This window comes from Zwartia sp., from assembly GCF_049655405.1.
Classification (GTDB): domain Bacteria; phylum Pseudomonadota; class Gammaproteobacteria; order Burkholderiales; family Burkholderiaceae_B; genus Zwartia.
In genome coordinates this window covers 41,396-65,660 of the sequence record NZ_JBASJR010000006.1, presented here as the reverse complement: position 1 = coordinate 65,660, position 24,265 = coordinate 41,396, and the positions used below count along the sequence as shown (strand labels likewise).

Annotated in this window: 21 protein-coding genes; 10 read left to right on the top strand and 11 right to left on the bottom strand. The window is 51.3% G+C overall.

All coding sequences use genetic code 11. The annotated features are described in order from the left end of the window. The first annotated feature begins 49 nt into the window (after window positions 1–49). Window positions 50–550, top strand: coding sequence for a hypothetical protein (locus tag WBJ47_RS03415; protein WP_422245486.1), 501 nt, complete (start codon window positions 50–52; stop codon window positions 548–550). Between the two features lie 85 nt (window positions 551–635). Here the strand turns inward: WBJ47_RS03415 and WBJ47_RS03410 are convergent, their stop codons facing one another. Both WBJ47_RS03410 and kch read right to left on the bottom strand, forming a co-directional pair. After that, window positions 636–1,589: a TAXI family TRAP transporter solute-binding subunit gene (locus WBJ47_RS03410; RefSeq protein WP_422245488.1), complete on the bottom strand. Its 954-nt coding sequence runs from the start codon at window positions 1,587–1,589 to the stop codon at window positions 636–638. A gap of 153 nt (window positions 1,590–1,742) precedes the next feature. Further along, on the bottom strand, window positions 1,743–2,939 hold the full coding sequence (gene kch / locus WBJ47_RS03405) for a voltage-gated potassium channel protein (RefSeq protein WP_422245490.1): 1,197 nt from the start codon (window positions 2,937–2,939) through the stop codon (window positions 1,743–1,745). A 148-nt stretch (window positions 2,940–3,087) separates the two neighbouring features. On the opposite strand from kch, the gene WBJ47_RS03400 reads away from it, so the two are divergent. After that, complete coding sequence (locus WBJ47_RS03400) at window positions 3,088–4,203, top strand: DSD1 family PLP-dependent enzyme (protein WP_422245492.1); 1,116 nt, start codon at window positions 3,088–3,090, stop codon at window positions 4,201–4,203. Between the two features lie 48 nt (window positions 4,204–4,251). Further along, entirely contained in the window at window positions 4,252–5,241 is a 990-nt protein-coding gene (locus WBJ47_RS03395) for a Bug family tripartite tricarboxylate transporter substrate binding protein (protein WP_422245494.1), read from the top strand. A gap of 87 nt (window positions 5,242–5,328) precedes the next feature. Here the strand turns inward: WBJ47_RS03395 and WBJ47_RS03390 are convergent, their stop codons facing one another. The 3 genes from WBJ47_RS03390 to WBJ47_RS03380 all read right to left on the bottom strand — a co-directional run bounded on the left by WBJ47_RS03390 (window position 5,329) and on the right by WBJ47_RS03380 (window position 8,317). Next, entirely contained in the window at window positions 5,329–6,834 is a 1,506-nt protein-coding gene (locus WBJ47_RS03390) for a tripartite tricarboxylate transporter permease (protein ID WP_422245496.1), read from the bottom strand. Further along, complete coding sequence (locus WBJ47_RS03385) at window positions 6,831–7,274, bottom strand: tripartite tricarboxylate transporter TctB family protein (protein ID WP_422245497.1); 444 nt, start codon at window positions 7,272–7,274, stop codon at window positions 6,831–6,833. The genes WBJ47_RS03390 and WBJ47_RS03385 overlap by 4 nt, the downstream gene beginning before the upstream one ends. Window positions 7,275–7,348: 74 nt before the next feature. Beyond that, window positions 7,349–8,317, bottom strand: coding sequence for a Bug family tripartite tricarboxylate transporter substrate binding protein (locus tag WBJ47_RS03380; protein WP_422245582.1), 969 nt, complete (start codon window positions 8,315–8,317; stop codon window positions 7,349–7,351). Window positions 8,318–8,550: 233 nt separating this feature from the next. On the opposite strand from WBJ47_RS03380, the gene WBJ47_RS03375 reads away from it, so the two are divergent. Genes WBJ47_RS03375 through WBJ47_RS03355 form a run of 5 tightly spaced genes read left to right on the top strand, consistent with a single transcriptional unit; the run spans window position 8,551 to window position 12,862 of the window. Further along, window positions 8,551–9,420 carry a putative selenate ABC transporter substrate-binding protein gene (locus WBJ47_RS03375; RefSeq protein WP_422245583.1) on the top strand — a complete coding sequence of 290 codons (870 nt, stop codon included), beginning with the start codon at window positions 8,551–8,553 and terminating at the stop codon, window positions 9,418–9,420. Beyond that, the gene (locus WBJ47_RS03370) at window positions 9,420–10,265 is read left to right on the top strand and encodes a phosphonate ABC transporter ATP-binding protein (RefSeq protein ID WP_422245499.1); all 846 of its coding nucleotides are present in this window, start codon (window positions 9,420–9,422) and stop codon (window positions 10,263–10,265) included. Before WBJ47_RS03375 ends, WBJ47_RS03370 begins: the two co-directional genes overlap by 1 nt. After that, window positions 10,252–11,088 carry a PhnE/PtxC family ABC transporter permease gene (locus WBJ47_RS03365; protein ID WP_422245501.1) on the top strand — a complete coding sequence of 279 codons (837 nt, stop codon included), beginning with the start codon at window positions 10,252–10,254 and terminating at the stop codon, window positions 11,086–11,088. The genes WBJ47_RS03370 and WBJ47_RS03365 overlap by 14 nt, the downstream gene beginning before the upstream one ends. A 59-nt stretch (window positions 11,089–11,147) precedes the next feature. After that, window positions 11,148–11,891, top strand: a complete 744-nt coding sequence (gene phnE / locus WBJ47_RS03360) for a phosphonate ABC transporter, permease protein PhnE (protein ID WP_422245585.1) — start codon at window positions 11,148–11,150, stop codon at window positions 11,889–11,891. A gap of 53 nt (window positions 11,892–11,944) precedes the next feature. Further along, the gene (locus tag WBJ47_RS03355; protein WP_422245503.1) at window positions 11,945–12,862 is read left to right on the top strand and encodes a DUF6268 family outer membrane beta-barrel protein; all 918 of its coding nucleotides are present in this window, start codon (window positions 11,945–11,947) and stop codon (window positions 12,860–12,862) included. 4 nt (window positions 12,863–12,866) lie between these two features. On the opposite strand, the gene WBJ47_RS03350 is transcribed toward WBJ47_RS03355, so the two are convergent. The 5 genes from WBJ47_RS03350 to WBJ47_RS03330 form a co-directional block, all read right to left on the bottom strand. Next, window positions 12,867–13,286, bottom strand: a complete 420-nt coding sequence (locus WBJ47_RS03350) for a VOC family protein (RefSeq protein WP_422245505.1) — start codon at window positions 13,284–13,286, stop codon at window positions 12,867–12,869. Then, entirely contained in the window at window positions 13,283–15,289 is a 2,007-nt protein-coding gene (locus WBJ47_RS03345; RefSeq protein ID WP_422245507.1) for a TRAP transporter permease, read from the bottom strand. The genes WBJ47_RS03350 and WBJ47_RS03345 overlap by 4 nt, the downstream gene beginning before the upstream one ends. Before the next feature lie 2 nt (window positions 15,290–15,291). After that, entirely contained in the window at window positions 15,292–16,458 is a 1,167-nt protein-coding gene (locus WBJ47_RS03340; protein WP_422245509.1) for a TAXI family TRAP transporter solute-binding subunit, read from the bottom strand. A gap of 180 nt (window positions 16,459–16,638) precedes the next feature. Further along, window positions 16,639–18,528 (bottom strand): TRAP transporter permease, encoded by a 1,890-nt coding sequence (locus WBJ47_RS03335; protein WP_422245510.1) that lies wholly within the window; start codon window positions 18,526–18,528, stop codon window positions 16,639–16,641. 188 nt (window positions 18,529–18,716) lie between these two features. Next, window positions 18,717–19,793, bottom strand: coding sequence for an ABC transporter ATP-binding protein (locus WBJ47_RS03330; protein WP_422245511.1), 1,077 nt, complete (start codon window positions 19,791–19,793; stop codon window positions 18,717–18,719). A gap of 70 nt (window positions 19,794–19,863) precedes the next feature. On the opposite strand from WBJ47_RS03330, the gene WBJ47_RS03325 reads away from it, so the two are divergent. Both WBJ47_RS03325 and WBJ47_RS03320 read left to right on the top strand, forming a co-directional pair. Then, a complete protein-coding gene (locus WBJ47_RS03325) occupies window positions 19,864–21,456 on the top strand; it encodes an ABC transporter permease (protein ID WP_422245513.1) in 1,593 nt (530 codons plus the stop codon). Window positions 21,457–21,570: 114 nt separating this feature from the next. Beyond that, window positions 21,571–22,581, top strand: a complete 1,011-nt coding sequence (locus WBJ47_RS03320; RefSeq protein WP_422245587.1) for an extracellular solute-binding protein — start codon at window positions 21,571–21,573, stop codon at window positions 22,579–22,581. A 157-nt stretch (window positions 22,582–22,738) separates the two neighbouring features. Here WBJ47_RS03320 and WBJ47_RS03315 read toward each other — a convergent pair whose 3' ends face one another. Next, window positions 22,739–24,112 (bottom strand): hypothetical protein, encoded by a 1,374-nt coding sequence (locus WBJ47_RS03315; RefSeq protein ID WP_422245515.1) that lies wholly within the window; start codon window positions 24,110–24,112, stop codon window positions 22,739–22,741. Window positions 24,113–24,265 lie beyond the last annotated feature (153 nt).

The window sequence follows — 24,265 nt, the reverse complement described above, 5'->3', positions numbered from 1 at the left end:
CAGTCGCTGCATCGCAGCGTGTCATTCACAATTTGGAGGACGACTCACCATGGCTCACACACTTCAGCAGTTTGCCAGTCAATGTCACGATTTATTAAAAGCGCAACCTGGTCCAGCAGGTCGTCAAAAAGTGGCAGATCTCTTGAAAGAAGTATTGGTTGACCAACAGTTTATCGAGGCGAATCTGGGTTCCAATATTGGTGAGCGTGAGGTCGTGTACGAAGATCCCGAACTTGGTTTTTGTATCGTGGCGCACAATTACCAGGGTGCAAAGAGCTCGACACCCCATGATCACGCACATTCATGGGCGATCTACGGTCAAGCGCGTGGTGAAACTGAAATGCGCGATTACGCCTTGATCGAAGCCGCTGCTGGCGACAAGCCTGGCAAAGTCCGCCAAACAAAAACCTACTCACTCACGCCGGGTGTCGCGCACGTTTATAACGAAGGTGACTTGCATGCCCCAGAGCGCAAGGCGTCGACGAGTTTGCTGCGTATCGAAGGCACCAATATGTCAAAGGTTAAACGTGCGGCGTATGAGGTAGTGTGAAAGAGTAAGATTATTCGCGCTAATTTAGGTGAAGGCTTAATTGGACTCCGGTGTCTTAACGACTCCGGAGTCTTTGTCTCACTAATTAGAGAGCGCCAACTTCTTTAAAGTACTTGGCTGCACCAGGGTGCATGGGGATACCAGCATCCGCCGCCATCATCTTTGGTGTCAATGAACCGATCGCTTTGTTAACGGCTGCCATGGCAGGAACGTTTTCAGCCATAGTTTTCACCATCTTGTAGACCACATCGTCAGGCATGTCGCAACGCACGATCAAGTGTGTTTGATAGCCGATGACGGGTACGTCCTTGTCTTGCTTTGGATAGGTGCCAGCTTTAATGATGAGTTTGCTGTAGCCAGCATTCATTTTGCGCATGCCATCCATCGTTTTGTCATCGACAGGGACCAGCTTGATATCACGACCGCTGGCCAGATCCATCACAGCAGAGGCTGGAGCCGTTGTGCCAAGGGTAAAGACATCCACGTGTCCGTCTTTCATCATGGACACTGCGTCGGTATAGCTCGCCTGGAAGTTCATGCGTGACAGACCGCTATAGTCAAAGCCATTCAGTTTGAGAATGGCGGCTGTAATGGCTTCGGCTGTATTACCTTTTGACTGAGCAACTAAACGTTTGCCTTTGATGTCAGCATATGAATTGATGTTCGAGGAGTTGGTGGCGACAACCTGGAAATATTGGGGGTAGATATTGGCCATCTGACAAACTTTGGTCGACTTTTGCTTGAAGGGTGGAACACCCATTGCGCCATCTACCGCGCTGCTCGAGTTTGAAAAACCAATCTGTGCCTTGCCTTGTTCAACGCCGATGACGTTGGCCACGCCCGCACCTGGTTGAGCTGTGATTTGAAGGCCGGGAATCGCTTTTTCCCACATGCCTTTGAGTGCACCACCAAGCGGTACCCAAACACCGCCCTGTGGACCAGTCATCAGGGTGATTTGCTGAGCAGATGCGGGTGCTGTTGCTAGCAGAGCTGCACCGATTGCGACGGCTGACAGTGCAATTTTTGCGGATTGTTTCATGACATCTCCAAATAATTTTTATGCTGAGAACGGGCAGCCTGCTAAACATCAGACCGACGTCTGATTCTATACAAGCAAGGCTGAAATGTGAATGCACCTAAACCCACCCCTCTCAAGGGTTAAACCTAGGGTTTACCATGGGTTATTGTGGGATTAGGCTTTTTTATTTTCGTTAAAAAACAGCTGCGTGATCAGATTGCCGTCAATGACTTCACCGGTCAGTGCTCTGGTCAAAATTTCACTCCCTAATTTTTGAGGTGAAAAAATGATGTCAGGATGGACGCGTTGAATTTTAGACAGGTGTATCGATTCATTCACGACCGAAACAGTTTTGGCGCTGCTGTCACCGGTACCGTCACCAATGAACTCTTTTGCCGCCAAAATAATAAAGGCATTCTCTGCGTCATCTTCTTTAAGTGCCAGAATATATTGAGCATCTTGAAGCCCCGCTTCTTTGAGGACCTCAAGTGTTGTGGCATCACCCACAAGTACATCTGTATGCGCAGGAAATTGGTGCGTGTCATTTGGCAAAATAATCGCAGTCACATGCTGACCGCGCTCCAAAAGACCGGTCACGACATTCATGGCGAGAGGCGTGGTTCCACAAACGATGACATGATTTTTTCTCATAGAATTCACTGCTCTCTTTTGAATGAACTTTCTTAGGTTTCCGCCAATGACGGGACCCGCGAGGGCACTAATTGCTGTCGCAAAAACTGTCACACCAAAAATGACAATCGAAACAACAAATAACCGCGAAGTAGGTTCGACGGGCAGAATATCACCATAGCCCACAGTGGCCATCGTAATCACGGAAAAGTAGAAAGCGGAAACTGGGTCTTCGATGGGCGGCTTGAATTGGTCGCCCAAGTAAAGTGTCCCGAACACAGCATAAAACAACAGCCAGCTCACACTAACAATGGTGTACATACTACTGGCGGCAAAACTCGAACGGTTAAATGTCTGCCAATGCCGCAATAGCAAAATAAACAATACGATGCCAAAAACGATAGTGCTGAAATGGCTCTTTGAGGTGTAAAGATCAAGAATTAGTGCAAATGTCAGCAAAATAAGCGAGAGCATCCACGCAATGCGTGCGCGCCATAGCAACCCAATTGACATGATCATCATGCCAAGACCCAGTGCGAGTCGAGGCAACTCGATCAGACCAATGGCGTCAATCAGATCTTGCCAGTTTTCATTCAACAGCCAGCCGTGGTGCTCGGAGGCTAAGATGCGTACGGTCAACGGCCAGATAAAGAGCCAGGCGTCTAGAAAAACAAGTAGTCCCAGCCAGATGTTGGCTGGTAAAAGCAGACTAAGCTTGTGCGCTGGATGTTTCTTAAGCAAGGCGTCACCGAAGAATTGTTGAAAATGAAAGTTAACTAGCAAACTTTCGCGCAAACTAAAATTTCACGAAAATAAACATAACGCATATCTTAATGGTAGCCTATTCTTTTTGAATAGCACCCTCACTCGATTACAGCGAGAAATAGCCATGTCCCCTTGGAAAGCCGCGCATCCCGGTGATGCCTTCGATGATATTGATACCCCTGCACTGGTTTTGGATCTGGATGCGTTTGAACGCAACCTTGCCCGTATGACACAGGCGCTTGCCGGAACCAAGATGCGTCTGCGACCGCACGCCAAAAGCCACAAATGCCCAGAGATTGCACTCAGGCAGATTCAGCAAGGTGCGATTGGTATTTGTTGTCAAAAAGTGAGCGAGGCCGCCCGGTTTGTCGAGGCGGGCGTTCAAGATGTGCTGATTACCAATCAAATCGTCGGTGCAAAAAAAGTAGCGCATGCGGTTGATCTGGCTGCGCGGGCAACGATTGGTGTGCTGGTGGATCATCCAAATCAAGTCGCGGCCTTTGCACAGGAAAGTGAGTCACGCAAAACAATGATTGACGTCTACATCGAAGTTGACGTTGGTATGGGGCGTTGTGGTGTTGCGTCGGTCCAAGACGTCACCAGCCTCGCGCAACAAATCACCGCCGCACCGTATTTGCGCTTTATGGGCTTGCAGTGCTATCACGGCAGCGCACAACATTATCGTCAGCCTGAGCAAAGACAGACAGCGATTAAACAAACGAGCGATATCGCGGTCACGATGCGCGCTGCATTAGAAAAACTTGGTATCAAAGTCGAGCGTATCACTGGTGCAGGAACGGGCTCGGTCGCTCTTGAGCGTGATTCAGGTGTCTTTAATGAAGTGCAATCCGGCTCCTATATCTTTATGGATGCGGATTACGCAAAAAATCAGCAAGGTCCCCAAGATATTCAATTTGAACATGCATTGTTTGTGAAAACCGCCGTCCTCAGCCGTCCAACTGCTGACCGCGCAGTCGTGGATGCCGGTCTGAAAGCCTCCAGTGTCGACTCTGGTTTGCCGGTTGTGTGGAATAAACCTGGCGTGCAATATACCAAGGCGAGTGATGAACATGGTGTCTTGCAGACAGAGCAGGCGAATGATCCTGCATTGGGAGATGCGTTATTGCTTGTCCCCGGTCATTGCGATCCAACGGTGAATTTGTACGACGAATTGATTTGTTATCGCGGTGGAAAGGTCGAAGCTGTCTGGCCAATCGCTGCAAGAGGTGCCTCGTTGTAAGTGCCACGCTGTAAATTAAGAAAATAAAACCAATATCAGGAGACAACAATGACTATAAAAAAGACAGGCGTTCGTGTTGTATTAGTTGCTGCGGCTGCAATCGCGCTCGCAGCGCCTCACCTCGCAACCGCTCAATCGGCAGCGGCCTATCCGCAAGAGCCGATTAAATTCGTAGTGCCTTATCCGGCCGGTGGGGTGAGTGATGTGTCGAGTCGTGCGATCGCCATGGCGCTTGGCCAAAAGCTTGGCGCCAATATGGTGATCGAGAATAAAGCGGGTGCGGCATCGACTGTGGCGAGCACTTACGTTGCGGGCCAAAAGCCCAACGGTTATACGCTGTACGCAGCACCAGTCTCAATCGTGATTAATCCTGCTCTACAGGGAGCGGTGAGCTACAAACCGTATGAGAGTTTTACGCCGATCTCCATGATGATGAAGGCACCTTTTGTGCTGCAAACAAATAAAGATCTCCCTGTTAAAAATGCCAAGGAATTGGTGGAACTCATCAAGAACAATCCTGACAAATACGCAATTGGTACTTCGGGTGTGGGCTCCATTAACCATCTGGCGGCTGAGTACTTTATCAAGCAGTTTGGTTTAAAGATGGTGGTGGCGCATTACAAAGGTGGGATGCCCGCAGCGCAAGACATGATAGGCGGTCAGGTGCAAATGATGTTCTCGGCCGCGAGTGAAGCCATGCCTTTTATTAGTAGTGGCAAGACGCGTGGATTAGCGGTGACTTCGATGGAGAGGATGTCTACGTTGCCAGACTTGCCAACGATGAACCAAGCCTTGGGCACCAAAGATTTTGAAGCGACGTTTTGGTTGGCCTTGATGTCACCAGCTGGACTAGACAAAGGCCTGCAGACAAAGCTCTCCAGCGCCATGCAAGCCTTGGGTCAAGATGCAGAGTTACGCCAGAAGCTGAGCCAGCTGGGTATTGAGCTTAATACGTCCACACCAGAAGTTGTTACGGCAAACCTCAAGCGAGATGAAGCTAAGTGGACGACCTTGATTAAAGACTTGAATATAAAATAATTTACACAGGACTTTTAAAAAGTTTCTGTATGAATGTGAAGTGAAAAGACCGTGCCTGAGCACGGTCTTTTTTTTACTGAGGCGCTTTTACTTTGCGGCTCTCAAACGCCTGTAAAGAGTCGGGCCGACCACCACAATGATTGCCGCAGCCCACAAACCGATGCTGATGGGGCTTTGAAACAAAATACCCAACTCACCGTTGGTGATCGAAAGTGCTCGGCGCAGGTTTTGTTCCATCATTTCTCCAAGCACAACACCCAATACTAGAGGTGGCATGGGAAGTCCCATTTTGCGCAATAGATATCCAATCACGCCGATCGCAACCACCATTCCCAAATCGAAAGTGGCGGAGTGCAGGGCAAACACGCCTACAAAACTAATCGTGAGGATGCCGGGTACGAGCAGCCATGGTGGAACCTTGAGCATCGACGCAAAGATGCGCACCATAGGAATGTTCATAAACAGCAACATCAGGTTCGCGACAAAGAGTGACGCAATCAGACCCCAAACAAGCTGAGGCTGCTGGTCAAAGAGGACAGGTCCGGGCGTAATGTTGTAGAGAGACAGCGCACCCATCATCACGGCGGTTGTGCCTGAGCCTGGTACACCAAGTGTCAGCATAGGAATAAATGAGCCGGTCGCTGCGCTGTTGTTGGCGGCTTCTGGCGCAGCCAGTCCACGCAAATCACCTCGTCCAAATTTAGCGTCGGGATCTTTGTTTTCGTAATGTTTCTTTTCGTAGGCATAACTGACAGCCGAGGCCACGCTAGCACCGGCACCAGGCAACACGCCAATAAAAAATCCCATGACGGAAGCCCTGAAAGTGCTCCACCATGTGAACTTCAACTCCACAAAGTTAAACATTTTCCGAACACTTGGCGGGACGTTGATAGACACCCCAGTCAACGTGTTTTCCAGCATTTGCAGCATTTCAGCGACGGCAAAGAGTCCAATCACCACCACCACAAAGGCGATGCCATCAGAAAGGTTCGGATGGTCAAAGGTGTAGCGATAGACACCAGAGTTAGCATCGACGCCAACCGTGGAGATTGCCAAGCCAATCATGGCAGCGAGCACGCCTTTGACGGGCTGGTCACCCAGTAGACTCGTGAGCGCGCAAAAGGCAAACACCATTAAGACAAAATACTCGGCTGGACCAAAGGCGAGCGCCCACGTCGCCAAAACTGGCGCAAAAAACACGATGCCAATAATGCCGATGAGCGAACCGACAAAGGACGACCAGGCAGAAATGGACAGCGCCACGTTGGCCAAACCTTGGCGCGCAAGAGGGTAGCCATCTAGTGTGGTCATCACTGCGGCTGCTTCGCCAGGGACGTTTAGCAAGATCGAGGTGATGCGTCCACCGTACTCTGCACCGACATATACCGCCGCGAGCAAAATAAGCGAGGTCTCAGGCGGAAGATTCATGGCAAACGCGATTGGAATCAGCATCGCGACGCCATTGATCGGGCCGAGGCCGGGCAGGACGCCTACGATTGTTCCGAAAAACGAACCAATCGCCGCGACCAGTAAATTTAGGGGCGTAAACGCGACGCCAAAGCCAATGCCGAGTTGATCAAAAATGCCGTTCATAAGAAAGCTCCGAGGACACCAATAGGTAGAACGACATCAAGTAAGCGATCAAACAATACAAAAAACAAAATACCCATCCCCACGCCACCAATCAGTGCTTTGAGCCATGTCCCGCCAAATAAACGGGCCACTAGGGTCGTCATGAGAGCAGTGGAAATAATGAAGCCTAGCAATTGAAATGTCACTGCATAACCACTCAATATGGCGATCATGAGCCAAATGCGTGCATTGGCACCGTTGCTGTTCGGTTCGACGCGATTACCACCTTTGATGATGAGGATCAGGCCACACAACGCGATGATCGAGGCAATGGCGAGAGGGAAGGCGCGAGGCCCAATCGGCTCATAAGAGAACGCCGCCTCAAGGCTGTATCCATACCACGCTAAAAATGCCGCCAGTGCCAGCGCGAATGCCCCCAGTTTGCGATCGTCAAGAACCATTTTTTCCCTCTTTCTTCCATGCAATAAAAAATACGCTGGGCAGACACGAGGTCTGCCCAGCGTATTCATGTCAATTACTTCTTGATCAAACCAAAAGTGTCTGCAAGTTCTGCATATTCTTTGACTTGTTGCTTGACGTAGCGATCAAGTTCAGAACCGGTCAAATCAAAGGGGAACAGTCCTTGTTGTGTGCGCAGTTTGGCGTACTCAGGTGAGGCCATCGTCTTTTTGAAAGCCGTCACCCACCAGTCGTAGTCTTTATCGGAGACCTTTGGTCCGAGATAAAAGCCACGAATGATTGGCCAGTTAATTTTGTAGCCCTGTTCAGTCGCGGTAGGAACATCCGCCAGCTTACCGGGCAAACGCTTGTCGTGATAAATGGCCAACACGCGAATCGGTGCGCCGCTATCTAACATCGTGGCCGCTTCGGCTGCATCACCCATCATGACCTGAATATGGCCACCGCGCAGAGCCGTTGCTGTTTCTCCACCACCTTCGAAAGCAACAAAGCGCATTTTCTTGTAGTCCACGCCTGCGGCTTTCGCAGTCAGCGCGGCTTTCATCCAGTCTTGGCTACCGACTGAGCCACCGGCACCGAACACCACTTTGGTGGGGTCCTGTTGCAAGGCGGTCATGACACTTTTCAGGTCTTTGAATGGTGAATCATTGCGCACGACAATCACGCCGAAATCAGCGCCAATCGCAGCAAGCCAGCGCACGTCGTTGACGTTGTACTTACCAAACTTGCCTTGAGCCAGATTGAGCAGGGAGCCACCTGAGTAGGCAACGATCGTGCCGCCCTCACCGGGACGTTGCGTCACGATTGTGTTGTAAGCGACGGCACCGATGCCACCAGGCATGTAAGAGATGCGCAAGGGGTCTTTGAGTACTTGCGAATCTTTCAGTGCAGCTTGCGCGAGTTTGCAGGTCAAGTCAAAGCCCCCACCAGGCTTGGCAGGCGCGATACATTCTGGTTTGGCCGGTTGCGCGATGGCGCTAGTAGACGCGATCGAGAGTGCGGCTGTCAGGGCAAGAGCACCCATCGTTGTCATCGTTTTTTTGAGCACGAAAGTCTCCGTATAAAGAAATTTGAACGCTCATTATCTCGCAAGTTGCCTGGCGGATGGGGCAAAGTGTTCTAGGGCTTAACCCGAGTACGGATGGTGCGCCGCAACATCCTTGTGCGTTCAAAGGGTTTACCCACGCAGACGTCAGCGCTCTCTCCTATACTGACTGTCTTTAAAACCGTTTTCAGGTGAATCCCTTGTTTAAAACTATCTTTTCGCGCGGACTCACGCGCACGATTGCCAGCACCTTGCTGGCAGCAACAGCTTTGATTTCCAGCGCTGCATACTCCCAACAAGTGTTGCGCGTGACAACGATTCCTGAAGAGGCGGCGACAGAACAGATGCGTAAGTTTGGTCCGTTGACCAAGTATCTGGAGCGCACGCTTGGCATGAAAGTCAGTTTTGTCCCAGTCAACGACTATCCCGCCGCCGTAGAAGCGTTGGTAAACAAGCAAGTTGACTTGGTGTGGTTCGGTGGCTTTACCTACGTGCAGGCTCAGATTCGATCGGGTGGAAAGGTGGTGCCTCTCGCACAACGTGAGGAAGACACTAAGTTTCGCTCGGTATTCATTACACAAAAGAACTCCGGTATCACCAAGTTAGCGGACCTCAAAGGCAAACAAGTGAGTTTCGGTTCACAGTCGAGCACCTCAGGTCATTTGATGCCGCGTTCGTTCCTGTTGGATGCGGGCATTGATCCCGATCGCGACTTTAAACGCGTCGCCTATTCAGGTGCGCACGACGCAACCATCGCCTCTGTTGTCAGTGGTCGCGTCGATGCGGCAGCCTTGGACATCACCGTCTGGAACAAGTTTGTGAATGACAAGAAGGTCGACACCAACAAGGTAGATGTGTTTTTCACGACGCCTCCTTATTACAATTACAACTGGTCGGTCAACGCAGATATGCCAGTCGCTTTACAAGAAAAAATCGCTAAGGCGTTTTTCGCACTCGATATGAGCAATGCAGAAGGCAAAGAGATTTTGACCCTGAATCGCGCTAGCAAATACATCCCTACGACACCAGACAACTACAAGGGTCTGGAGTCTGCCGGTCGAAGTGCGGGTCTGATTAAATAATGCCAGGCTTGCAAGTTGCGTTGACGGGCGTCACAGCCCGTCACCCCGCTGCCAGTCTCCGGTCGAGACCGGCAATCGATCAACTGTCTTTGACGATTGAGCCAGGTGAGCACGTCGCCGTGATCGGTCCTTCGGGGGCGGGCAAGACTACTTTTTTGCAGATCTTGGCTGCAGCGCTTAAGCCTTCGCAAGGGACGGTTTCAATCGATGAGCAGTCGGTGTGGACACTTTCTACTAAAAATCTGCAACGCCAGCGTGGTCGACTTTTTTATGCGCCACAAAGTCCGCCCCTACCGCCACGTCAGCGCGTCATCGTTTCTCTTCTCGCCGCGAAATTGCCTGCTTTGTCGCTTTGGCGAAGTTTGAAAAATCTCGTTTACCCTCAAGATGTGTCTGAGGTTGCCCAAGCCTTGTCTCAGTTTGATTTGCAAGACAAACTATGGGAGCGCGTGGATCGTCTTTCTGGTGGAGAGCGCCAGCGTGTTGGGCTCGCACGTGCGCTGCTTGCGCCGGCAGGCTTATGGCTTGTGGATGAGCCCCTCTCTGCGCTGGATCCGACGCGTGCCCGTCAGGCGATTGCCACACTCTTGAGAGAAGCGCGTGCACGCGATGTGACACTCGTCACCACCTTGCACCAAGTCAATGTCGCGACATCCGAATTTCCCCGCGTGCTTGGGTTTCGAGAAGGAAAGCTTGTTTTTGATCTGCCTGGTCATGCTGTGACGGCAGAGCACCTTGCTGACTTGTACGCACAGTTCGAGTTTGAACTTGCGCAGGTAGAGGGCCCGGTGGGGGTTGAAGACGTCCCGTTGGCCAAAAGAGAGATCCGAGTTGGCTGCGCTTAAGTCAAACGACCCTTCGTTGCGTGATCCTGCGTGGTCACGTCGGCTCTTTTGGTTTGTAGTGGCCTGTTTGATCTTGTGGCCCGCACTCGTGACGACTGAGTTTAGGCCGTGGGTGTTTTTTGAAACCGAAAATCTCAAGGTGACTGGTCGTTTTTTAGGTGAGTTTTTCCCGCCGGCCCTGAGTCCCGAGTTTTTGCATCTGGTGGCGCGGGAGGCATGGCGTACGGTTGCGATTGCTACGGCTGGAACCTTTCTGGCCCTCCTGCTTGCAATTCCTTTGACCCTGCTCTCAACAACGGTACTGTCGGTTTCGTCGTTATCGGGACGGATGCAGGCGATCCCTTTTATTTTTAGGCAGCTCATTAGGTGGCTGTTGATTTTGATGCGCAGTGTGCCCGAGCTGATCTGGGCACTCGTGTTTGTGCGTGTCGTTGGGTTAGGGCCTGCAGCGGGTGTGCTGGCGATTGGTCTCACGTATGCCGGCATGCTTGGCAAGGTGTACGGAGAAATTCTCGAAAGTGGTGAGAGAGAGCCCGCGACCGCACTGCTGCGAAATGGAGCGGGAAGATTGCAGACATTTTTTTATAGCGTCTTGCCTGGTAATGCAACGGAATTAACGAGTTATACGATTTATCGCTGGGAGTGCGCGATCCGTGCCTCGACGGTGTTGGGTTTTGTCGGTGCAGGTGGTTTAGGCCAACAGATGGATAACTCCATGCGGATGTTCAATGGCTCCGAAGTGGCGACGATGCTGATTGTCTTTATCTTGCTGGTGGGTCTTGCTGACTTGCTGAGCACTTGGATGCGACGGGCGTTGCAATGACTCAGCTTACTCGCCCTAAACACTGGCTTCGCCTAGACTCGACTGTTTTTTGGGTGTTGATGGGGACCGTCAGTCTGATCGTCCTGAGTTTTTGGACGTTGGACTTGCAGCTTGCGCGCGTGCTCTCGTTTGAAAGTCTGGGTCGCATGGGTAAGTTTTTAGGTGAACTAGTGTCGCCTAACCTCGAACCCGTGTTTTTAAATAAATTATTGCGCGCCAGCCTTGAGACCTTGGCTATGTCTGCCGTGGGTACGCTGATCGCCACTATTTTTGGCATACTCCTGGCAGTGCCAGCCAGCCGCAGCTACGTCGGTGATCCAGCGAAGTGGCGCTTCCTGACGCGGCTGTTACTGAATGCTTTACGTGCGATTCCGGAACTAGTGTGGGCGGCGTTATTGCTGATTTCTGCCGGGTTGGGTCCCTTTGCTGGAACACTCGCGCTAGCCTTGCACACGACGGGCGTTTTGGGTCGTCTCTTTGCAGAGTCGATTGAAAACTCACCACAAAATGCCGCCACTGCCTTACGCGTTCAAGGGGTGGGGGAAGGGCGGGTGTTCCTGTATGCAACACTTCCGACAGTTTCTCCCCAGTTAATGTCCTATGCGTTGTATCGTTGGGAAAACAACATTCGGGCGGCGGCCGTACTAGGCGTTGTCGGCGGTGGTGGTCTCGGTCAGATGCTGTCTTTTCATATGGGTTTGTTTCAAATGCAAGAAACAAGCAGCGTATTGGCCGCCATGATTGTGTTGGTGATTCTTGTGGATACGCTCTCCTATTTTGCGCGACGCTTGTTGTCTCGCTGATGCGCATGAGGACTGTGGGTCTTTCGGTTTGCGGTATAAATGGATAAATAAATATGCTGAATATGCCTGGCTCTTTTCGTATTGGCGTTGCCTTCGCCTTGACAACGTTGTGTGCTGCGGTGATGGCCCAGCCCCGTCAAGCTCCTGGCGAGACGAGTGTTTCCGTTGGTGTCACGGGTTTAAGTCAGTTCAATACCCGCATCGTCGATAGCGGCAGTTTTAATTGGCAAGATGCTTCGGCAAACGTGAATGTCACGCGTCAGGTCACTAGTGCATTTTCAGCGGGTGTCAGCGCCAAATACAATTATCAAAACTGGTCTTGGAGCAATCTTCAGTCATTTGGAGGTCAAGCGCCTTGGACTGCGATCAACACTCCCGCTTTGGGGATGAATTTTGCATATACGCCTAGTCCAGAGTGGCGTTTCGGTTTTGCACCTACTGTGGAGTGGTCAGGTGAGACGGGCACAGGTACCGGCGGCACGGCAACCTACGGCGCAGTCATGAGTGTTGCGCGGACCTTCTCCAAAGATCTGACACTTGGCGTGGGTGCGGGTGTTTTCCGTCAAATCGATGAGACCAAGGTCTTTCCCTATTTGTTGGTGAACTGGAACATCACCGACAAATTGCGACTCGCGAATTCACTGCCTGCTGGCCCAGCAGGCGGTGCAGGACTTGAACTCGCCTATGCCCTGACTGAGCGTTGGACGATCGCAGGCGGTGGTGCTTATCGCTCGTATCGCTTTCGTCTAAATCAGAATAGTCCAGTGGCTAATGGCATTGGTCAAAATAGTTTTATCCCTGTGTTTGCCCGATTGTCCTATGCGCTTGATCGCACCTCACGTATTGACTTGTACGGCGCGGCGACGACAGGAGGACGTTTGTCTGCGACAGACACTTTTGGAACAACGCAATACAGCACCAATTACCAGACTGGCTTCGCACTTGCGTTGTCGTTCTCAAAGAGGTTTTAAAAGCCTAGCCCGCAGCAAATACCTGTTGAGGGTCGGGCATGCCCTTCACCTCAACAGCATTACCTGAGTAGTCAAAGACAAGAAAAACCGACTGCTCGCGCGGGGTGCCAATAAATATGCGGTCCGGCGCCATGGCGAACTCGACCTTGGCCGCGATCAGATTGGCCAGCATGCGATCGTAGATGTCAGGGGTCACAATCACCCCAAAGTGTCGCAAAGGATAATTGCCACGACCGATGGTGATTGATTTGTGCGAGGACTCGAGCTCTGAAAGTTGAGCGACGAGATGATGGCCATAAAAATCAATATCGAGTCGATCTGTCTGTTGACGCGTAATCGTACAACCCAAAATGTCCCGATAAAAGCGCACCGTGGATGCGATGTCTTTAATCGGGACAGACAGGTGGATCATGGCCATGCTCATGATGGTGTTCCTAAATTTCCAGATGCCGCACTTTTGCCAACTCTGGCAAGAACAACAGAGGTTGCCGCTAAGCTGATGCCAAAAATGGCAAGTTGCGTATTACTCAAGCCGAGTCCGTCTCCGCCAGGTAATGCCATACATAGTCCTGCTGCAAACATGATCAAGCGACATGGAATAGCAAGTGCGCCTTGACCCAAACGACCAAATCCGACCAGATATCCTTCGAGTGCTGCGGCAATAAAAATGATTCCAATAAACGCGGTGACCACGACTGTCAAAATTTCCATTGGTTCACCACGCATAATTAACGCGGGGTTGAGCACAAAAAAGAAAGGTACAAAATACATCGTGCTACCTAAGCGCATCGATTGCATACCCACTTTGATAGGTGCCGCACCTGCGAGCCCCGCTGCAACAAAGGAAGCAAGAGCGACGGGAGGGGTGATAAATGACACCATGCCCCAATACATCATAAAGAGGTGAACCGCGACCGGATCAAAACCGGCGGCAATCAATGGAGGCGCCAACACAATCGCTAAAAAGATATAGCAAGCCGTAATCGTCATGCCCATCCCAAAGATAAAGCTGGTGATCGCACCCATCACAAGTAAGACGTAGATATTGTTACCGGCAAGGTACACAAGATCGTTCGCGAGCGTGCCAGCCAGGCCTGTGACCGACATTGCTCCAATGATTAATCCAACACCCGCCAAGAGTGCGGCGAGTTCGGCGAGAGATGCAGTCACACCTTGCATTAATTTACTGAGCTTCGCCAGATTTAAGCGATATTTTGGCGTGCATTGATTGATCACCAAGAGCAAGGCTGTCGCGTAAAAGGGCGCGAGAGATTCAATTTGTTCAAACAGCAGCAACCAAATCAAAAAAACAAAAACAAGGATGTATTGCCAGCCTTGTGCAAAGGTTCGCGAAATAGAGGGAAGTTCTTCTTTGGGTAGGCCACGTAAATTCTTTTTTGCGGCATAGCCATCGATCTGCATAAAGAGACCGAAGTAGAACAAGAGTGAGGGGATGAGTGCCGATAGCGCAATTTGACCGTATGGAATCCCGAGGAATGAGGCCATGACAAATGCAGTCGCCCCCATGATAGGAGGCATCAATACGCCGCCGGTTGAGGCACACGCCTCAACGCCCCCAGCATAGGCCGGAGAGAACCCGGTCCGCTTCATCGCAGGAATTGTGACAACGCCTGTTGTTAGGACATTTGAAACGACACTGCCAGATACTGAGCCCATCAGACCACTTGCAAAAATTGAAACTTTCGCAGGGCCGCCACGCACTCTGCCAAAGAGTGCGAATGCAATATTATTGAAAAACTCAGCCGCACCTGTGAATTGCAGGACAGCTCCAAACATGACAAACCCGATGACTAACTCACCAAAAGCGCGCATAGGGATTCCCATGACACTCTCGCTACTCGTGAAGTGATAGCCCATCGTGGTGGCAAAGCTTTGTGGCAGCCCAGAAATGGGTCCTGGCATCAGATCCGCATAAACGGGGTAGAGGGAAATGATGGCCACGACGACAAAGACTGCCGTCCCTCCGGCGCGACGTGTCGCCTCAAGCAGTAACAACCACCCAATCGTGGAGATCACGATCGCAGTAGGTGGCGCCATGAACTCCCATGCTTCGGAAATAATCCTGTGGCCATTGAAAGCAAAGTATGCAAAAACGCCGGCGCACAGGAGAAACATCAGTACATCGTACCAAGGCACGCTATTTCGGCTTGCATTGGCGTGACCAGGCAGAATCAGAAAAACCAGACCAACAAGCAGCGCACCAATTGCGTAAAGATAAGAGGTATCTAAAAGCGTGACACCTACAAAAAACCCCAAGTTCATGAGCTGATTTAGTGCAAGCAAAATCGTCAAGCTGCCGCACAAGACGATGATGGTTTGCCAAACAGGGCCAAGCTGACGCATCCGAGCTTCTGAGCTCACTGCGTCTACATTTTTTGGTGTCGCTGCGTGTGTTGGTTGCTGCATGATTACCAGCTTTTCAGGACGGGGTCCATACCAGCTTTGGTGAGAGCTGCTGCACGGCTTGCCATCCAGTCTTGAGCAAAGGTCTTGTCATCAGCATGTTTGCGCGCTTGGACTTGTGCCCACGTATCTGCGAGGATTTGTTGGCGTTTGATCAGCATATTATTGTTGAGTTCGTGTTCGGCAGTCCACACGCCCTTTTCCTTAAAGACGGCAATGGCGCCAGGGTGATAGGGAATAACCCATCCAAATTTCTGTCGATCGAGTGCCCAGCCGATATTGCCAGGTGCAGCTGATTTGTATTCATCAAAAGTAGCCAACATGGCTTCGGTCATCGACTTGACGAGCTTGGCGTCTTGTTTTGCATAGGTCATCAGCACAGGGTAGGGGTAGGACGCGGATTCGGCTGGTTTTGCCGGACTGAGGTCTGCACCTTCCGTTCCATTAAAAGGAAAAAAGAAGGGGGCGAGATTTTGCAATCGTTTCCAGCCTTCTTTATCTGAATGGGCAATGGTGGGGTAGTTGGCGCCACGCGGTGATTTGGCCAACTGATAGGCTTTGCCAGAAATTGAAGAAGTGAAGGCAACATCAGCTTGATTGTTGATCAAACCATCCAAGGCTGCACCGAATCCACCAAACTCAACTTTCTTGACGTCATCCCAAGTGAGATTGGCGAAGGCAAGAATGGCGGTGATGTTTTGATTGAGAGACGGGGCGCCAATGACCCAGGCGACACGTTTGCCTTTCATGTCTGCAATGGTTTTGATGCCGGCGTCTTTAGCCGCGATCACTGAGAGAATCTGATCTGAGTTATTTAGCAAGAGCGCGCGAACAGGTTGCGGCCCCCAGTTTTTAGCGCCGAATTCGTAGATGCCTTCTTGTGCCATGTAGCTTCCACCCACGCCATTTGCAGAAAACTGCACTTGACCTTCGCGGATTGGCAGTGTGCGGGAGACATCGTTTTTACCTGGCAATACGCGCAGATTAATGCCGTACTTTTGTTTAAGCGCATTACCAATGGCGACGGCTTGGTTGTAGCCGCCTGAGCCTACGTCGTAAGCGCTCCAAGCTAAGGTAGAGGGCAAGCCGCTGGTGTTGCTCTGCGCAAATGCAGCGCCTGAGAGAGCGAGTGCGGCGGCAGTCAGTGCAAGCCGGCGTATTGTTGCATTCATTTTTTTCTCCTTGGAGATTCTTTACGTTGTAATTTTTTTAGTAACACAATGCAGTTTAAGTGAATCTCGGCGGCAAACGTTATGGGGTTGTCCCGATGTTTTGGCATGTAAAAAGGCGGAAAAAAGGCGGAATCCAGAGGACCCCGCCTTAAGATACTCGTCAATATTTTTAGATGAGGTTCAGACCGTTGCGGTCTTTTTATTTTGATACCACTGCGTGATCGCGACAAAGGCGAGCAAGCCAAAGCCAATCGTGTCAGTAATGATGCCTGGTTTAATCAAACAAACCGCTGCAACAAATAGTAGGACGCGATGCAGTGTGGTGGCGTAGCCCACCAGCCATCCAAAAAATCCACCGGCCAGTGCAATCACGCCAATCATCGCAGTGACGACTGACCAAAAGACGGTGAGGTAAGAGGTATCGTCTTTAAAGATCAACAGCAAGGATGGCTCGTATACAAACATGAAGGGTACGATGTAAGCGGGGGCCGCTGCGCGCATCGCAGCAAAGCCTGACTCCCACATATTCGCTTTCGCTAAGCTCGCAGCTGCAAAGACGGCCAATGCGACCGGCGGTGTAATGGCAGACAAAATCGCGAAGTAGAGTGCAAACATGTGTGCGGCAGGCACTTCAACACCGAGCTTGATGATCGCTGGAATCAATAAGGACACCATCACGATGTAAGCCGGTGTCGTCGGCATTCCCATACCCAAAATAATGCCAGCCACCGCTGTCAACAGAAGTGCGAGGAATAAAGAGTTGTTCGCCAGCTCGATCACCACCTGAGTGAACACAATGCCCAGACCCGTAATCGTGACGCAGCCGATCACGATGCCTGCGCAGGCACACGCCATCGCAACGGACAAGGCATTACGCGCGCCTTCTTCGAGAGCGTTGATCACCGTCATCCAAGTGATGCCTTGACGTGTCAGTTTGCGTGCGAGTGCGACAGGCAGGCAGCTAATGGCCGCGACCAAGGCGCAAAGCGGTGCTGAAAAGCCCATAAATAAACCAATCAAGATAATCAGGATTGGAATAAACAGATGACCGCGTTGCATCATCACTTGGCCAAATTTGGGCAACTCGCTTTCAGGGACTCCGCCCAGACCGTGTCGTTTTGCTTCAAAGTGGACAGCAAAGAACACTGATGCGTAATAAAGCAGAGCAGGAATCACCGCCCACAAGGCAACCTGTGCATAGGGCACCGATAAGAACTCTGCCATCACGAAGGCCGCTGCACCCATGACTGGTGGCATCAGCTGTCCGCCCGTGGAGGCCACGGATTCAACGGCTGCCGCAAAAGGAGGTCTGAAGCCAGTACGCTTCATCAAGGGGATCGTGATGGGACCATCCACCATCACGTTCGCCACGGCACTGCCTGAGACCGTACCAAACAGTGAGGAGCTCACAACCGCAACTTTGCCTGGGCCTCCCGCGCTGCGGCCAGTCAGTGCCATGGCGAAATCCATAAACAATTGGCCCGTTCCGCTCTTTTCCATGAATGCGCCAAAGATCACGAACAGCATGACATAGGACGCAGAAACGCCGAGCGTTGAGCCAAAGATGCCCTCGGTAGAGAGATAAAGCTGCTCTAAAAGCACAGGCAGTTTGATCTGCGTAAAGAAGGCTGCGTACATCACAAACAAAATGGCAGTGATCGGCAGGGCCCAGCCAATCACGCGTCGCGTGCCCTCAAGGACAACAATCACCATCACAAAGGAATAAAACACATCCGCTTTGGTGAGTTCGTCGATATAAATGATTCGGTTGGTAAAGTTTTCGTAGTCAATAAAGATATGCGCGATCGCCGCCAAACCGAGTGCCAAAATCAGCATGTCGTAAGAGCGAGGAATCAAACCACCTTCAGCTTTTGAGGGATACAGCAAAAAGACCAACGCCAACGCAAACATCAAGTGCGTGCCACGGAAAATTACGGCCTCTGGAGGTCCAAAGCCCGCAACATACATGTGATACAGCGACATCGCTACGGCGATGATGGTGATCAGCTTCTTGAGGATCTTCGAACTTGGATCGACCGCAATGCTTTCGTCGGAAATAACCTGCTGCATATCAATATCCTTGGGTTTGCTCTGTCTCGGTGACTGCCTCTTGTCGATTTAAATTTTTCGAGGCCGTAAATTGTCTGCAATACCATTAAAGGCAAAGCGATTCTACACAGGCAGATACATGGAATGGGGCACTTTTGCCCGAATGCAGGGTTTTCCTTGAGAAGGTTTTATGCGGAGTGGTGGCTAAATCAAGCTTTGTCTGAGAAGGTCACGACGTGGTCGACACCGAGTCTGATACCAATTTTTTCTCCGAGGGAATGGTCGTGGTGACTCGGGACATAACACAATACTTCCTGCCCCGACGGCAGCCTTAGGGTATACAGAAAATCGGCGCCCCTGAAGGTTTTGCGCACAACTTCGGCGAGTTGGTGGCTGGCATCGTCATGCTGAATGTCGTCGGCGCGCAAAAGCACATCCACCTCAGTGTCCAGCGGATCGTGGTGATCGTGATCGAGCTGCAGTTCGCCGAGTTCGATTTTGACCATCGCATTGGGCTGGATGCGGCCTTTGACAAACACACCACGGCCGATAAAGTCGGCGACATAGCGATTAATGGGTTCGTGATAGAGATCGTAGGGTGTGTCCCACTGCACAATGCGACCTTCGGACATCACGCCGATCTGATCGGCAATGGCAAAGGCTTCAAACTGATCGTGCGTGACAAGGAGTGCGGTCACGCCATTCACTTTCAAAATGTCTCGCATTTCGCTCGCGAGTCGTTCGCGTAAATCAATGTCGAGGCTTGAAAAGGGCTCATCCAGCAAAATCAGATCTGGCTCTGGTGCCATGGCGCGTGCTAGAGCGACGCGTTGTTGCTGTCCACCACTCAGCTCATGTGGATAGGCATCCGCTTTATCCGCGAGAGAGACGCGCTCAAGCCATTGGAGGCCTACTTCGCGGCGTTTGGCAGGCCTTAGCGCACGCAAACCGAACATCACGTTTTCCAGCACACTCAGGTGAGGGAACAAGGCGAAATCCTGAAAGACCATGCCGACTTTACGCAGATTGGGGGCAACTTGGATCTCGGGTGCGCTGACAATCTTGCCATGCAAGCTAATCGAGCCTTGCTGGAGGGATTCAAAGCCGCAAATTGCCCTCAAAATCGTCGATTTCCCGCAACCAGAAGGCCCCAGCAAACACGCAATGCTGCCTCGGGCTAGACTGAGGGTTAAATCTCGGACAATTGGGACCCAGCCTGGACCGTCCAGACGTGGGTAGCCGATCTCAACGTGATCGAGGGAAAGCAAAGGTGGGCTGGTATTCATCTTTATAATTTTCTCATTAACCGCATTTTGATTCCAGAATCCTTTTTATCTTGAGCCGAGCGCATCGCGAATGAGTCGAGTTGTTGTCCTGATCGCAGTATTGTTGTCCTTACCGCTGCTGGGCCTGTTTATTCCCTTTTTTACAGAAGGGAGTGGCGAGGCTGCTCAAGAACTCGGTCGCCAAGGCACCTTGTTGCATCTTTGGCAAACCGTATTGGGAGAGTATGTCACGTCCACCTTATTACTGCTGTTTGGGGTGGGGGCGGGTGTATTTGTACTGGGGGTGGGTAACGCCTGGTTAGTGGCCAATTATCAATTTCCCGGTAAAAAGATTTTTGAATGGGCGCTTATTTTGCCGCTGGCCATCCCAACCTATGTGATGGCTTATCTGTTTGTCGACATTTTGCAGTTTTCGGGTCCGATCCAGACCATGCTGCGCAATGTGCTGGGGCTGGAACAGCTTTGGTTTTTCCCCGATCCGCGCTCTTTGGGTGGGGCGATGTGGTCGTTTTCCTTTTGTCTCTTCCCCTATGTATATTTGATTGCACGCACGTCTTTCCTGGATCGAAGCGGTCGCTTATCCGAGGCGGCTGAAACATTGGGCTATAGCGGCTTCCAGGCTTTTTATCGCCTAGTGCTGCCGATGGCACGCCCCGCGATTTTTGCCGGTATGGCGCTCGCATTGATGGAGGTGATGGCCGATTACGGTGCTGTGGCCTATTTTGGCGTCGAGACTTTTGCAACGGGTATTTTCAGGGCTTGGCTGTCCTTTAGCGACCGCTTGGCAGCAGTTCAGCTTTCTTTGGGATTGCTGGTCTTTGTGATCTTGATTTTCTATATCGAGCAGACCAACCGATCGCGGATGCGCTATGTCAGCTCTGGTGTCGTGCAGCGCGCAGCGATTCCCCGCCTGTTGCGAGGTAAAAAGGCATTTTTGGCCTTTGCAGTGTGTGGTTCAACCTTGCTGTGCTCGTTTTTATTACCCGTTGCCGCATTGCTTAAGCTGCTGTGGGAGCAGGGGCTCACCCTAGATGCGCGCTATCTGGATTGGCTACAAAACTCGTTTGGTTTATCGGCCACCACGGCCCTGATTTCTGTCGCGTGTGCATTGTTACTGGCGTACGGGGCGCGTCTGACCAAAAGCGCCACGCTGCAGTGGGTTAACCGCTTGCTAGGCTTAGGTTACGCGCTTCCAGGTGCTGTATTGGCCGTCGGCATTTTGTCTGTATTGGGCCTGTTTCAGTTGGCTTGGATCATGTCCGCCACGGTGTCGGTACTGATTTACGCGTATTTGATTCGTTTTCTTTCCTCGAGTTTACAGAGCGTGGAGGCGGGTCTGTCGAGGATTACCCCTTCAATGGATGGCACTGCGGCCCTGTTGGGGGCGACCCCCTGGCAAACCATGCGATCTATTCATTTCCCGTTGCTCAAGCGCAGTGTGCTGACGGCTGGTTTGTTTGTGTTTGTGGATGTCATGAAAGAGTTGCCTGCAACGCTTTTGCTGCGTCCTTTTAACTTCGACACCCTGGCGGTCGCCACCTATCAGCTCGCAGCAGATGAGCGTTTGTCGGAGTTGGCATTGCCTTCCCTGACGATCGTGATTGCTGGACTGATCCCAGTCATTATTCTTTCCCGTGCCATGTCTAAAGCAAATCGGTATTGATAATGATTCGCATTTAGTGTTATAATGAATATTCTAGCTATTCGGCTATCTACGGATCATTCTCTGATGAAAATGCAATTGGCTTTAAAAACTCTGACCACCGGTTTGCTGTCGATGGCTGTTGTCGGGGGAGTTTGCGCACAGACAGCTCAGCCCGCAAAAGAGCTCAACATCTACTCTGCGCGTCACTATCAAACTGACGAGCAACTATACGGTGGCTTTACCAAGGAAACGGGAATCAAGATCAATCGTATCGAAGCCAGCGACAATGCTTTGATTGAGAGACTGAAAAGCGAGGGTGCAAAAAGCCCGGCTGACGTGATTTTGCTGGTGGATGCCGCCCGTCTATGGCGTGCAGAAAAAGACGGCATGTTTCAGCCGGTCAAATCTACCTTCATTGACGAGCGCATTCCTGCAAATTTGAGAGCAAAAGCCGACGGCGGTGGCAGTACGTGGGTCGGTTACTCCACACGTGCCCGCGTGATTGTTTACAACAAGGCACGCGTCAAGCCCGAGGATGTCAATACCTACGAAAAATTGGCCGATCCGGTGAACAAAGGACAGGTTTGCACACGCTCAGGCTCACATCCTTATATGTTGTCTTTGGTCGGTGCAATGATTGATCGCAGTGGAGAGGCCGCGACTGAAGCATGGGCCAAGGGCATGGTGGCCAACCAAGCGCGTGCGCCTCGTGGTGGTGATACAGATCAAATCAAAGCTGTGGCAGCAGGAGAGTGTGGCGTAGCGCTGACGAACTCTTACTATTTAGTGCGGATGATGCGTTCAACCAAGCCAGAGGATCAAGCACTCATGGCCAAGGTGGGTTTCATTTGGCCTAACCAAGCCACGAGCGGAACACACATCAATATCGCGGGTGGTGGCATTGCCAAAAATGCGCCACATCCAGAGGCAGCCAAAAAGTTTCTCGAGTACCTGGCGACTGATGCCGCGCAGGTTTATTTCGCGGACGGCAATAACGAATGGCCAGCAGTGGCTTCAGTTCAGGTTGAAAATCCTGGTTTGAAAGCACTCGGTAACTTTAAGGCCGAAGACGTTTCTGTCGCTGCAATGGGGAGAAACCAAATTACCGCGCAGAAGATTTTAGACCGTGCGCGATTCAAATAAATTGAAAGATTTTGCAGTGAAAATGAAGTGAAAATGAAGTGAAGAAGAAGTGAAGAAGAAGTAAAAAAAATCCCGCGAGCTTGAGCACTCGCGGGATTTTTTCTATTTCATTTTTCAATCACTGGGCCTTTCAAGAGCCCAGGAACTGATTCAAAACTTAGGCGCCCCAAGGACGGATCGCAGCTTTGAGTTTCTTGTAACCGTCGATGTAACGTGGGCGATCGCCCGCGTAGATCTTGTCGAAGGTCGCGAGCTGCTCGTCGAGCCACTTGGCCAACTCTTTGTTATCTGGGTTCGCGGCTTTGTAAGCCTCGTTGATCAGAACAAAGTGGATGCGTGGATCGTAGGGCTGCTTTTCGCCGCCGACAGTTTCGTCGCCGTCCAGCAAACGCAACAACATGGCATCTGCTGAGCCGAGTGTTTGTTCGTAGATTGGGGCGCCATGCACGCGATACATCACGCTGGTCATGTCTTTGCCGTTGGTCATGGTGAAACCCATGTCCACCCACAGTTTCTTCATGTCGACTTTGGCGCCAACCTTGTCCAGCACGATCTGGCCCCAGTCACGCAAGACGTCAGGCGCGTCGGCCATCAAGTCGGTCAGACGGTCGCCGTCCAAGTCTGTTGCATACACGATGCAAGGACGCTGACGAATCATGTCATGCAACAACAAACCAAAGTTGGTGTCGGAAATGTGTTCGTAGATGTCACCCGTCCAGTTTTCCATGCCGTCTTTGAAGTCCTTGGGGAGCAAGGCGACAATGGCGTCCACGCTGGCGCGGTGCTCTTCGTATGCATCAACAGTGTATTGACGCTTGAGCTTGAACTTAGTGCCCTGCATCAACCAGCGCATGATGCCAGCGTTGATGGCGTCTTCTTGAGCTTGTGTGGGCTTGGTGGCGACGCGGCCGATCTGACCTGTCTCATGCACCATTTTCAAGAACAAACGTGCGGCATAAGCCATACGGATGCCGGGGGTGTTCATTTCAGAGTGAATCACGCCAGTGGTGTGATCGACGTTGAATTTCTTTTTGTCCTGTGAGTAGGGCAGGCCTGGCATAAAGCGAATGCTGGTGATGCCACCGTAAGGGCGCACGTTGCAATACACGCCTGCTGCGGTACGCAGGGGGGCGTTTGCGGACTTGCCGTTCACCACAACTTTTTTGCCGCCTTCGTTGACCATAAAGTCACCGGCTGTTGACCATTTCAGTGCGGTGTAGTCCAGCTTGCCGAACCACTCAAGTGACTGGAGTTTGCTGTCATGACGGAACTGAGCCATCATCGGAACGCCGAGGAAAGGCAGACCCAGCACGTCAAGTGCCATCAGTGTGCCGTTCAAAGCGAACATGTCTGTGAACGCGTGTGCGACGGGCTTGACGCCACCTTGGGCGTTACCGCCTTCCCAGATGATTGCGTCAGGGCAACCGACGGGTTTGACCGATGAACGCTTGTAAATGCCGTCGAGCATTTTGAAAAGATCGCCGTTTTGTTCTTCTTGGGCGATTTTTAGCAAATCCAATTCTTGTGCCATGAGCGGAAAGCCTCAAATTTTGAAGTGAGTAAAAGACATCTGTGCAACTAGGGATTATCGCATTAGTGGCCAATGTCACCAAGTTGCTTGAATGGCGTGCGCATTTGATCTAGATCAACACCCAACAAAATCAATAAAATTATTATATATATA

Coding starts and splice junctions, on each gene's coding strand:
- WBJ47_RS03395 (WP_422245494.1), top strand. CDS start 4,252: ATGACTATAAAAAAGACAGGCGTTCGTGTTGTATTAGTTGCTGCGGCT.
- WBJ47_RS03325 (WP_422245513.1), top strand. CDS start 19,864: ATGAGTCGAGTTGTTGTCCTGATCGCAGTATTGTTGTCCTTACCGCTG.
- WBJ47_RS03350 (WP_422245505.1), bottom strand. CDS start 13,286: ATGAGCATGGCCATGATCCACCTGTCTGTCCCGATTAAAGACATCGCA.
- WBJ47_RS03335 (WP_422245510.1), bottom strand. CDS start 18,528: ATGCAGCAGGTTATTTCCGACGAAAGCATTGCGGTCGATCCAAGTTCG.
- WBJ47_RS03380 (WP_422245582.1), bottom strand. CDS start 8,317: ATGGGTGCTCTTGCCCTGACAGCCGCACTCTCGATCGCGTCTACTAGC.
- WBJ47_RS03385 (WP_422245497.1), bottom strand. CDS start 7,274: ATGGTTCTTGACGATCGCAAACTGGGGGCATTCGCGCTGGCACTGGCG.
- phnE (WP_422245585.1), top strand. CDS start 11,148: ATGGGGACCGTCAGTCTGATCGTCCTGAGTTTTTGGACGTTGGACTTG.
- WBJ47_RS03410 (WP_422245488.1), bottom strand. CDS start 1,589: ATGAAACAATCCGCAAAAATTGCACTGTCAGCCGTCGCAATCGGTGCA.
- WBJ47_RS03370 (WP_422245499.1), top strand. CDS start 9,420: ATGCCAGGCTTGCAAGTTGCGTTGACGGGCGTCACAGCCCGTCACCCC.
- WBJ47_RS03330 (WP_422245511.1), bottom strand. CDS start 19,793: ATGAATACCAGCCCACCTTTGCTTTCCCTCGATCACGTTGAGATCGGC.
- WBJ47_RS03400 (WP_422245492.1), top strand. CDS start 3,088: ATGTCCCCTTGGAAAGCCGCGCATCCCGGTGATGCCTTCGATGATATT.
- WBJ47_RS03315 (WP_422245515.1), bottom strand. CDS start 24,112: ATGGCACAAGAATTGGATTTGCTAAAAATCGCCCAAGAAGAACAAAAC.
- WBJ47_RS03355 (WP_422245503.1), top strand. CDS start 11,945: ATGCTGAATATGCCTGGCTCTTTTCGTATTGGCGTTGCCTTCGCCTTG.
- WBJ47_RS03345 (WP_422245507.1), bottom strand. CDS start 15,289: ATGCAGCAACCAACACACGCAGCGACACCAAAAAATGTAGACGCAGTG.
- WBJ47_RS03340 (WP_422245509.1), bottom strand. CDS start 16,458: ATGAATGCAACAATACGCCGGCTTGCACTGACTGCCGCCGCACTCGCT.
- WBJ47_RS03390 (WP_422245496.1), bottom strand. CDS start 6,834: ATGAACGGCATTTTTGATCAACTCGGCATTGGCTTTGGCGTCGCGTTT.
- WBJ47_RS03415 (WP_422245486.1), top strand. CDS start 50: ATGGCTCACACACTTCAGCAGTTTGCCAGTCAATGTCACGATTTATTA.
- WBJ47_RS03320 (WP_422245587.1), top strand. CDS start 21,571: ATGGCTGTTGTCGGGGGAGTTTGCGCACAGACAGCTCAGCCCGCAAAA.